The organism is Pseudoclavibacter sp. JSM 162008 (assembly GCF_041366455.1).
In the GTDB taxonomy this organism is placed as follows: domain Bacteria; phylum Actinomycetota; class Actinomycetes; order Actinomycetales; family Microbacteriaceae; genus Pseudoclavibacter.
Genome location: NZ_JBEWYX010000007.1, coordinates 109620 through 120574 on the forward strand (window position 1 = coordinate 109620; position 10955 = coordinate 120574).

General features: G+C 70.5%; 5 protein-coding genes. All 5 read left to right on the forward strand.

What is annotated here, in order from left to right; all coding sequences use genetic code 11:
* Positions 1 to 10: 10 nt before the first annotated feature.
* The 5 genes from ABVF28_RS07930 (at position 11) to ABVF28_RS07950 (ending at position 10769) form a co-directional block, all read left to right on the forward strand.
* Positions 11 to 5365 carry an Ig-like domain-containing protein gene (locus ABVF28_RS07930; RefSeq protein WP_371030104.1) on the forward strand — a complete coding sequence of 1785 codons (5355 nt, stop codon included), beginning with the start codon at positions 11 to 13 and terminating at the stop codon, positions 5363 to 5365.
* A 71-nt stretch (positions 5366 to 5436) separates the two neighbouring features.
* Positions 5437 to 6405, forward strand: a complete 969-nt coding sequence (locus ABVF28_RS07935; RefSeq protein WP_181026925.1) for a MoxR family ATPase — start codon at positions 5437 to 5439, stop codon at positions 6403 to 6405.
* Positions 6405 to 7628 (forward strand): DUF58 domain-containing protein, encoded by a 1224-nt coding sequence (locus ABVF28_RS07940; protein ID WP_371030105.1) that lies wholly within the window; start codon positions 6405 to 6407, stop codon positions 7626 to 7628. The genes ABVF28_RS07935 and ABVF28_RS07940 overlap by 1 nt, the downstream gene beginning before the upstream one ends.
* Entirely contained in the window at positions 7625 to 10057 is a 2433-nt protein-coding gene (locus ABVF28_RS07945) for a transglutaminase domain-containing protein (RefSeq protein ID WP_371030106.1), read from the forward strand. Before ABVF28_RS07940 ends, ABVF28_RS07945 begins: the two co-directional genes overlap by 4 nt.
* Positions 10050 to 10769 carry an FHA domain-containing protein gene (locus tag ABVF28_RS07950; RefSeq protein ID WP_371030107.1) on the forward strand — a complete coding sequence of 240 codons (720 nt, stop codon included), beginning with the start codon at positions 10050 to 10052 and terminating at the stop codon, positions 10767 to 10769. The genes ABVF28_RS07945 and ABVF28_RS07950 overlap by 8 nt, the downstream gene beginning before the upstream one ends.
* The last annotated feature ends 186 nt before the right edge of the window (positions 10770 to 10955 follow it).

Consider the following 10955-nt stretch of genomic DNA (forward strand, 5'->3'; position numbering starts at 1 on the left):
GTGGGGAAGCATGCGCCGAACAGCGCCGAGGCCGAGGGGACGCCGCCAGCTCGCGATGACGCTCGTCCTCGCCCTCCTCGTGGGAACACCCCTGCTGTTCGCGCTCCTCCACGAAGGGTTCGCGGCCGCCGAGATCGAGGTGGAGAGCAGCGACGTCTGGGTCTCGAACAGCCAGGAACTGCGGGCGGGGCGCCTGAACGCGCAGATCCAGGAGCTCGACGCGAGCGTGAGCCTCGTCACCGCGGACGTGGGCATCCTGCAGGACGGCGACACCGTATTCCTGCACGACCAGACGAGCGGCTCCCTCGGACGGGTCGACCCGGCGCTCACCGACCTGCGGGAGAGCATCCTGACGCCGGCCGGCAGTCGCAGCTCGTATGGGGGCGGCGTGATCGCGCTCCTCGACCCTGCCACCGGCAGGCTGTGGCTCATCGACGCCGCGCAGCCGCTCGCCTTCGACGCGGCGACCGCGGAGCCGGTCGCGGAGCTCGGCCCGGACGCGCAGGTCGTCGTCACGCCGCTCGGCACCGTGCTGGCAGTCTCGCCCGAGAAGCAGCAGATCCTGCGCATGGAGGGCCTCGGGGCTGAGCAGAGCTGGGAACCCCTCGCTGGTTCCCCCGGCGCGTACGAGCTGACCGCTGTCGGGGAGCAGCCGGTGGTCTTCGACCGTGAGGCCGGCTCGCTGCTGGTCGATGGCGAGGCCAGGCCGGTCCCCGCGGAGGCCCTCCGCGTGCAGCTGCCTGGCGCGGCGGCCCCCGAGGTCGTGTTCGCGACCGTCGACGGAACCCTCCGGGTGCCCCTCGGCGGCGGCGACCCGGTCAGCGTGCCGGCCGGTATCGACGGCTCCCTGGCCACGCCGCAGGGCACCGCGCGTCCCGCGGTGGTCGGCGGATGCACGCACGCGGCCTGGGCGCAGGCCGGAACCACGATGGTCGCGTGCGGTGAGGGCGAGCCGCGGGTCCAGTCGATGTCGACGCCACCGCTCGGCGAGATCCTCTTCCGGGTCAACCGGAACGTCGTCGCGCTCAACGACATCGCGACGGGCCAGGTGTGGCTGCCGCAGGAGAACATGCGGCTCGTCGAGAACTGGAACGAGCTCGTGCCGCCCGAGGATGCCGACGGCGTCGAGGGGGAGAACGAGGCGACAGAGGAGTCGTTCGAGGCGACACTCGCCGAGCGGGGCGAGGTGAACACGCCTCCCGACCTGGTGGACGACGTCTTCGGCGTGCGCGCCGGATCCACGGGGTACCTGACGGTGCTCGACAACGACTCGGATGTCGACGGCGACATCCTCACGATCACCGGACTCGCGGGCGACGTGCCCGAGTCCTTCGGCGAGCTGCGCCTCATCGACGACGGGCGAGCCCTCCAGTTCCGAGCCGCCGACGGAGCCTCCGGCGAGCAGACGCTCACCTACACGGCGACCGACGGCAGGCAGGGCGGCGTCGCTGAGGCGCGGCTCACGATCCGGATCCAGCCCGCTGACGCCGAGAACCAGGCCCCCACGACGAACAGGACCAGCACGGTTGCCGTCGAGGCCGGCCAGAAGATCTCCTACAACGTCATCCCCGACTGGATCGACCCGGACGGCGACCCCATCTTCCTGCAGGGGGCCACGGCACCCGTCGGCGACGCCATCGGCTTCACGCCAGACGGACGCATCACGTTCACGGCGGCCAGCGCGGAGCTGGGGGAGCGGGTCGTGCCCTATCTCGTCTCCGACGGCTCCTCGCAGGCCGCCGGCGAGCTGCGCATCCGGGTCGAGGCGCCAGGCACGCTCGGCCCGATCGGGACGCCCGACTACGCGAGCGGCGTGGTCGGCGAGACCGTCACCGCGCAGCCGCTCGTCAACGACCTCTCACCCAACGGACAGGCTCTTGGTCTGGTCGAGATCGCGGAGCTCGGCACGGCGACCGGAGGGGCCGGGTTCAACCCCGACCTGGGCACGGTGACCTTCACCTCCGAGACCGCGACGACCGCCTACGTGCAGTACACCGTCACGGCTGGCGCCGCCACCTCGGTCGGGATCATCCGCTTCGACGTCGAGGACCCCGCGGCGGAGCCTGCGCAGGTGACCGCGGTCCGCGACCTCGCCTACCTGCGTCCCGGCCAGTCGAACGCCGTCGACGTGCTGGGCAACGACGTGTCCACGGGCACTGGCGTGCTCTCCGTGCAGAGCGTCGAGACGACGGATGAGGCGCGCATCGCGGGGCTCGCCGTCGAGCTCATCGACAACACGATCGTCCGTCTCTCCTCGCAGGCGGCCATCCAGCAGGCCATCGAGCTGCCGTACACGATCACCGACGGCACGGCGACGTCCGTCGGCTACATCGTCGTCGTCCCGGTCGAGCCGGCCGTGACGCACGAGCCTCCCGTCGCCGTCGACGACACCAGGCGGGTGCGCGCCGGCGACTACACGAGCGTCTCCGTGCTCGAGAACGACTCGCACCCGGACGAGGCGCAGATGTCGCTCGCGCCGGAGCTCACCAACGTGCAGGTCGGCGACGGCTACACCTTCGTCTCCGGCGACGACGTCCGCCTTCAGGCGCCGAGCGAGCCGGGCACCTACTCGCTCGGGTACACCGTCGTCGACGAGCACGGCGAGCAGGCCGGCGCGAACCTCACCTTCCAGGTGACGGCTCCCGACGAGTCGAACAACCGGCCGCCGGAGCCGGGCACCGACACCGCCAGGGTCTTCGAGGGCGCCAGCGTGCGCATCGAGGTGCCCCTGAACGGCATCGACCCAGACGGAGACTCCGTCGAGCTCACGCAGCTCGTCGACGTCCCCAAGCTCGGCTCGGTGCGGGAGATCACGCAGACCTCCTTCGTCTACGAGGCCTTCGCGGGCGCCTCCGGAACGGACGTGCTGCGCTACGAGGTCGTCGACGGCTACGGTCAGCGCGCGGAAGGCACCATCAAGGTGGGCGTCGTCGCCCGCGCCGCCGCGACCGCGCCTCCCGTCGCCGTCGATGACAATGTGCGCGCCAAGCCCGGCTCGCGCATCGCGGTCCCCGCGCTGCAGAACGACTCCGACCCGAACGGCTACCCGCTCGAGCTCGTGCCCGAGCTCGTCGGGGTCGACGCGAGCCTCGACGCCGAGGTCGACGGCGACTCCGTCATCGTCACGGTCCCGAGCGACGGCGAGTTCGTCTCCGTGCCCTACACGATCACCAACGGCCAGGGAGGTCAGGACGCCGCGTTCATCCACATCACGATCAGCGCGGATGCCCCGACCCTCCCGCCGACCGCGACCGACCACGTCGTCCGCCTCGACGACTTCGCCGGCGCGGAGACGCTGAGCGTCAACGTGCGCGACGGCGCGACGAACCCAGGCGGGCGGGTGAGCGAGCTCGCCGTCGACCTCGTGGGTGCCGGGGCCGGGGCGGCGCAGGTCGAAGAGGACGGACGCGTGACGGTGACGCTCAGCGACGTCAGGCAGATCATCGTCTACCGGCTGACAGCGGAGGACACAGGGCTCACGGCGGCCGGATTCCTCATGGTCCCCGCCCTCATCACCGAGGAGTCGAAGCGGCAGTCGCCGTTCCTCATCCCCGACCTTCCCGCGCAGAAGGTCAAGGTCGGCGAGTCGATCTCGTGGAACGTCAACGACCTCGTCCGGGCGCCCTCCGGCAACCGCGTCGTGATCATCAACCCGGAGGAGGCGTGGGCCGAGCAGGCAGACGGCAGCCCCATCGTGCAGAGCGACACCGAGCTCAGGTTCACGCCGAAGCCAGGGTTCCGCGGGCCCGCATCCATCACCTTCCAGGTGTCGGATGCGGACGGCGACAACGACCCGAACGCCGGCATCGCGACCATCCGGGTGCCGATCGCCGTCGGCGACCCCGACTTCTTCGACGTGGCCCCCACATTCGTCGCTCCGCAGCTCACCATCGAGCAGGGCACGGAGCAGAGCTTCGACCTGAGCACCGCCACCGGGCACCCCAACAAGGACGTCGTGCCCCAGGTGCAGTTCTCGAAGCTCACGGGCGGAGCGGGAGACCTCACGGCGTCCCTCGACGGCAGCACCGTCAAGGTCGGGGCCGGCGTCACCGCGAAGGTCGGCACGGTCGCGAAGTACACGGTCACGTACACGTTCCGCGAGTTCGTGCAGACGGGCACCGTCACCGTCACGGTCGTCTCGACCTCGAAGCCGCTGCCGCGCGCCGTGCCGGACGAGCAGCTCGCCCGACGCAACGAGCCCGTCACCATGAACGTCACCGCCAACGACTTCAACCCGTTCCCCGAGTCGCCCCTCGAGCTCCTCGCCGCGAGCGACGTGTCTGGCGGTGCCGAGAAGGCTGCCGTGTCAATCGTGGACGGGCAGCTGCGGATCGTCCCGGCCGCGAACTTCATCGGCACCATCACGGTCAGCTACCGCATCGGCGACCAGACCGGCGACCCCCTCCGCGAGACGACCGGCCTGGCAACCGTCGAGGTGCAGGACGTGCCAGGCATCCCCACGTCGGTGACGCTCGAGAAGGGCAGCTCGCTCGGCACGCTCGTCGTGGGCTGGTCGAGCGCCATCTCCAACGGCTCCGAGATCACCGGATACGAGGTGACGCTCACCGGGGGAAACAGCCCCGTCGTGCGCAACGTCGATGGGTCGGTGTACAGCGTCACGTTCACCGGTGAGGACGGGCTCAAGGTCGGCGTCCAGTACTCGGCCACGGTGCGCGCGACGAACGCGCTCGGAATCGGCGACCCCTCAGCGCCCTCCGGCCCCGACAAGCCGATCAACCTGCCGACGGCGCCCCAGTCGGTGAGCGTCCCTGTCGGTCAGACCGCACCCGGTGAGACGACCGGCAAGCTGAAGGCCGAGTGGTCCGCGCCGAGCAGTGACGGGGGCGGGGTCACCGGCTACGACGTGAGCGTCCAGGTCGGTGCGGCGGCTCCCTACAGCGTCAGCGTCCCGCCGACGCAGCTGAGTCTGGACATCACCGGCATCACCGTGCCGAAGTACGGGTCCACGCCCGTTCGCGTGATCGTCACGGCCAAGAACGCAGCCGGGGCCGCGTCGTCGGCGGAGTACGTCGACGGGGCGCTCCACTACACGCCGCTCTACAAGATCAGTGTCACGGGCGGCGATGCTGTCGCGGGGCAACCCGACGACGTCAAGAGCTTCGTCGTCAAGGGCGAGGACTTCTCGACGGCCAACTCGTACACGGTCAAGTGCTACAGCAACGGCAAGGTGGGCGATGACAAGTTGGTCGGTCAGCAGACGAATGTGAGCGGAACAGGCCTGAACGCCGGAGGGGGCATCGGCATCCCCGATTGCATGGGCAGCCTCGGTGGCTACTGGGTGGAGATCATCCTGAACGGCGCGGTCGTAGCGGACAGCAAGAGCTCTCCCCTCGAGAAGTGGTAGCCCGAATGTCGGCGGCCGAAGAGACAATCAAGAGACCTGACGTGCAGCAGCCGTCGCGAAGAGGAGCCCGTATGACCGTGACCGAAGAGCAGGCCGCCTGGTTCCAGGACGCGTTCGAGCGACTGACCGCCAACATCGAGCAGGCGGTCGTCGGCAAGCGGCACGTCGTCGAGCTCACCCTCACGACCCTCTTCAGTCAGGGGCACCTCCTCCTCGAGGACGTGCCAGGCACCGGCAAGACGGTGCTCGCGAAGGCCCTCGCCAAGACGATCGACGGCACCAACAGTCGCGTGCAGTTCACGCCCGACCTGCTGCCCTCCGACGTCACCGGCGTCACGATCTTCGACCAGGTAAAGCGCGACTTCGAGTTCCACCCCGGCCCCATCTTCGCCTCCATCGTGCTCGCCGACGAGATCAACCGCGCCTCGCCGAAGACGCAGTCCGCGCTGCTCGAGGTCATGGAGGAGGGGCGGGTCACCGTCGACGGCACGCCGCATCCAGTGCCGTCGCCGTTCCTCGTCATCGCGACCCAGAACCCCGTCGAGCAGGCCGGCACCTACAAGCTGCCGGAAGCGCAGCTCGACCGCTTCCTCATGAAGACCTCCCTCGGCTATCCCGACCACGAGAGCACCGTGCGCCTGCTCATGGATGCGGGAAACCGGCAGCGCGCCGACAGCGTGCCCGCCATCCTCCACGCCGAGAACGTCGTCGTCATGCAGCAGCTCGCCGCCGACGTGCACGTCGACGAGTCGATCATGGCCTACGTCTCGGAGATCGTCACCGCCACGCGCGCCGACCGAGACGTGCTCGTCGGCGTCTCCGTCCGCGGCGCCCTCGCGCTCGCCCGCGCCGTGAAGGCCTGGGCCCTCGCGCACGGCCGCCGCTACGTCATTCCCGACGATGTGCGCACCCTCGCGCACCCCGTGCTCGCACACCGGCTCATCCTCGACCCGGAAGCCGAGTTCTCGGGCACCACGCCAGACCAGGTCATCGACCGGTGCCTCCTCGAGGTCGACCCACCCCAGCACCGAGCCGCGTAGTGACCGACGCGCACGAAACCACCGACGCCGACATCGCGGACCGCGACCGGCTCACGATCGGCGACGCCATCAGGTGCGTCACGCCGCTCGGCTGGGTCGTGCTCGTCTCCGGCGTCCTGCTGCTCGCCGTCGGGACGGTGTTCGGGTGGCTCGAGCTCATCGGAATCGGGGGAGTGCTCGTCGGCGTGTTCGCCGCCGCGGTGCCCTTCACCATCGGACGCGAGAGCTTCGGCGTGCAGGTCGATCTCGAGCCGCGGCGCGTTCGCGTCGGCGACCGCGCGCTCGGCCGGCTGCAGGTCACCAACCTCGGCGAGCGCCGCGTCCTCCCGACCCGCCTCGCCCTCCCGGTCGGTCACGCGACCGCCGAGTTCAGCGTGCCCCAGCTGGGGCCGGACGAGACGCACGAGGACCTCTTCGCCGTGCCCACCACGCGCCGCGCCGTCATCGAAGCCGGGCCAGCCCGTTCGCTGCGGGGCGACCCCATCGGCCTGCTCGAGCGGGCCACGAGATGGACGGGCGTGCTCGAGCTGTTCGTGCACCCCAGGACCGTGCGCATCACCGCCCAGGTGGCGGGCCTCCTTCGCGACCTCGAAGGTGTCACCGGCGAGCGCATCACCGACGACGACCTCGCCTTCCACGCCCTCCGCCCCTACGAGCCCGGCGACGACCGCAGGAACATCCACTGGCGCACCAGCGCGCGGACCGGCCTGCTCATGGTCCGCCAGTTCCAGGAGACCCGTCGCTCGCAGGCCAACGTGCTCCAGACACTCGAGACGTCCGCCTACGCGTCCGAGGAGGAGTTCGAGCTCGGCGTCGAGGTGCTCGCCTCCCTCGCGCAAGAACTCATCCGCTCAGGCGTCTCCCTCAGCGCTATGACCCAGAGCGGGCGGCTGCCGACGCGCGCCGTCTCATCGATGCTCGACGGCACCAGCAGGCTGCAGCCCCACGCGACGGCAGCCCCATCGCTGCGCGACTTCGTCGCCCTCAGCGTCCGACGGCTTCCGCAGGCCAGCATCGTCTTCCTCGTCTGCGGCAGCGCCACGACCGACGCGCAGCTCGGGCAGCTGCAGTCCGTCTTCACCGCCGACGTGACGCTCGTCGTCTTCCGCTGCGCCATCGGACACCCCGCCAGCCGCACGCGCCTCCGCGAGACCGTCGTGTGCACGGTGCCTGATCTCGACGACCTGCCGCGCCTGGTGCGCGAGACGCGGGTGCGCACATGACCGCGGCGACCAAGGGGCAGACAGGCGGCGGACCCCGGGAGACGTCCTCACCCCGGCGCGACCGAGCCACCCGGGCACCGCAGGAGACAGCGACCACGTCCCTCATGGGGGCGCGTTCCCTCGTCGACGCGGGTGTCATCGCGGTGCTCACGATGGTCGCATCCCTCGGGTTCGCGCCCGCCTACGGCAGCGGCTGGTTCCTGCTGGCCGTCGCCGGCGGACTGATCGTCGGCATCGGCTCCTCCCTCATCGGGGCCCGCCTGGGCCTCACCCGCGTCAACACGCTCCTCGTGGCGATCGCCAGCTACTTCCTCTTCGGAACCGCGTTCGCGCTGCCCCAGTCCGACCTCGGTGGGGTGCTGCCCACCCTCGCGACGCTCGCCGACCTCGCCCGCGCCCCCGTCTTCGCGTGGCGCGACGCCGTGACCCTCTCGACCCCGCTGCTCGAGCCCGGCCATCTGGCGGCGCTGCCCTACTTCGCCGCCGCCGCCTGCTCCCTCGTGTCGATGATGCTGCTCCTCTGGGTCGCACCCGCACGGCCCCGCGCGGTCTGGCCGCCGAGCGTCGCGCTGCTCGGCCCCCTCGCCGTCCTCGCCAGCGCGATCTTCATCGGGACAGACGACAGCGTCGCCGGCGTGCTGCGCGGCGGAGCCTTCGCCGCCGTCGCCCTCGTCTGGCTCAGCTGGCGCCGAGGCTTCGGCAACGTCGCCTCGAAGGACGCCAGGAGGGCGCTCTTCCGTTCCCGCGCGCTCGGCACCGGTGTGCTCGTCCTCGTCGCCGCCCTGCTCACGACCGCCGGTGGCTTCGTCGCCGCGGCGACCGTCGCCGACCAGCGGGTCGTCGCACGCGAGCAGATCACGCCGCCGTTCGACCCCCTCTCGCACACGAGCCCGCTCGCCGGCTTCCGCGAGTACTCCAAGCTGAACCCAGACGCCGTGCTCTTCGACGCGACCGGACTCCAGGGTGGAGACCGCATCCGCCTCGCGACGCTCGAGAGCTATTCGGGCAAGTCCTGGCAGATCGCCGACCCACAGCAGTCCCTGGAAGCAGCCGGCAGCTACACCCTCTCGGGGCGAGTCGTGCCGAGCAACCCCTTCGTGACCGCGTCGTCCCAACGGCATCTCGACGTCACCATCCGCGACTACTCCGACATCTGGCTGCCAAGCGTCGGCGTCCCGACGGACGTGAACCTCACCGGCGGCAGCCTGCCAGAGCGCAGCGGGGACTTCCGCTTCAACGCTCGTGCCAGCGGGGGCCTCGTCACCTCGGGGCTCCGAGAAGGCGACACCTACGAGATCGCCGCACTCGTGCAGGACCTCCCGATCGAAGGGCAGCTCGACAACGCGGACGTCGTCGACCTCGCCTACCCGGAGATGCCTGCCGCGCCAACCGCGCTCGTCGAGCGGCTGCAGAGCTACGTCGCGGGCGAGACGTCTCCCTACCTGCAGCTGAAGGCCATCGAGAACGCGCTCATGGCCGAGGGATACTTCAGCCACGGCACCGCCAGCGACACCGTGCCCTCCCGTGCCGGGCACGGGCTCGACCGCATGCAGGAGCTCTTCGAGCTCCGCTACCTCGTCGGCGACGAGGAGCAGTACGCGTCAGCCATGGCGATCATGGCCCGCCAGCTCGGCTTCCCGGCACGTGTCGTCATGGGCTACGCGCCAGAGCAGGTCACGAGCGACGGCACCACGGAAGTCCGCGGTTCCGACGTCACCGCCTGGGTCGAGGTCCCATTCGAGCGCTTCGGATGGGTCGCGTTCGACCCCACACCGGAGCGCACCGACGTGCCCGTCAACACGACGACCGACCCCCAGTCGAAGCCCAAGGCGCAGGTGCGTCAGCCGCCGCAGACCCAGGAGAAGCCGGACGAGCTGCTCACGAGTGCCGACGAGCGTCGACAGGAGGAAGAGCCTGACGACGAGGAGGCTCTCCCCGGTTGGATCCTCACCCTCGGCGTATCGCTCGCCGTTCCGCTCGCGCTGTTCTTCGTGCCGCTGCTCGTGATCGGGATCCTCAAACGGCGACGACGCAGGAAACGACAGCACGAGGGGCCCCCGCACCTCCGAGCGGCCGGGGCGTGGAGCGACAGCATCGACCGATTCGCCGAGCTCGGCTACGCAGTGCCGCCACGAAGCACCCGGGTGCAGACGGCCGCGGCAGTGCATCCATCGCTCGCCTCCATCGCCGACCGGAGCGACCGGGCCGTGTTCGGCGACGAGCTGCCGACGGATGAGCAGCTCGCGCTCCTCTGGGCGGATGCGGATGCCTCCGTCGCCGAGGCGCGCAAGACTGTCGGCTTCTGGCGCCGCCTCCGAGGACGATTTGCGTTCCGGCGCCGCCCGCGAGCCGTATCATGGCCACGTGGAACGTTCGGGGTTCATCGAGGTACCGCCGGGAATGATCGGCCAGGGGGCGAGCATGTCTGAAGCGGCAGACGAGCCCGACCGGGTAGCTCGGTCGGAGCAATCAGCACGCGGCGGAAGCTCGACGGAAGGCTCGGCCGACGACTGGCTCCGCGCCGAGCTCGACGACGACTATCCTCTGCCGCCCCTCCCTGCCCCACGGCCAAGGCTCTCGCCGCAGCCAGCCGCGCCGAGCCTCCCTCCGGCTGCGCCGAGCCTCCCTCCGGCGGCGCCGCAGTTCGGCGCGGCAGCGCAGGTCACCAGCGCGCCGCTCGCACCGCCGTTCGCCCCGGTCGATCGTGCACAGCCCGCAGCGCCGTTCCAGGGCCCGTCGACCACCCCGGAGATCGACGCCCGACAGCCGAGCCCGCACGAACCAGGCGTGCAGGCCGAGCAGCCGCTCCCAGAATGGGTGATCGTGCTCTCCGACGGCGTCAGCCTCCCCATCTATGGTCCGGTGGTGATCGGGCGCAACCCCTCGCAGGAACGCTTCCCAGACGCCTCGGTCTCCGCGGTCGCCGACATCACACAGACCATGTCGAAGACCCACGCCAGGTTCTGGGCCGACGGGGATCGCCTGTACGTCGACGACCTGAACTCGACCAACGGCGTCGCCCTCTTCCCTGGCGGGAATGCGCACGGCGCCCTCGCGGTTGAGCCTGGAGTCCCAGCGGAACTCCGCTCCGGCGACGTCGTGCAGCTCGGCGAATACCGACTGTCGATCCGCCGCAGCTGAGCGACGCGTTCAGCCTCGTCCCGTCAGGAGCCGCATGGTCTCGCCGCCGCGACTCACCCTCCGAACGCCGACGCCCGAAGCCCGAAAACCGGAAAACGGCGCAGTGTTAGCATGGTCCGCATGTCTGCCGGTCTGCTCCTCCTTTGCTGCCGCGACGGGGCCTGACTTCGCAGGTGCATCCCGTCG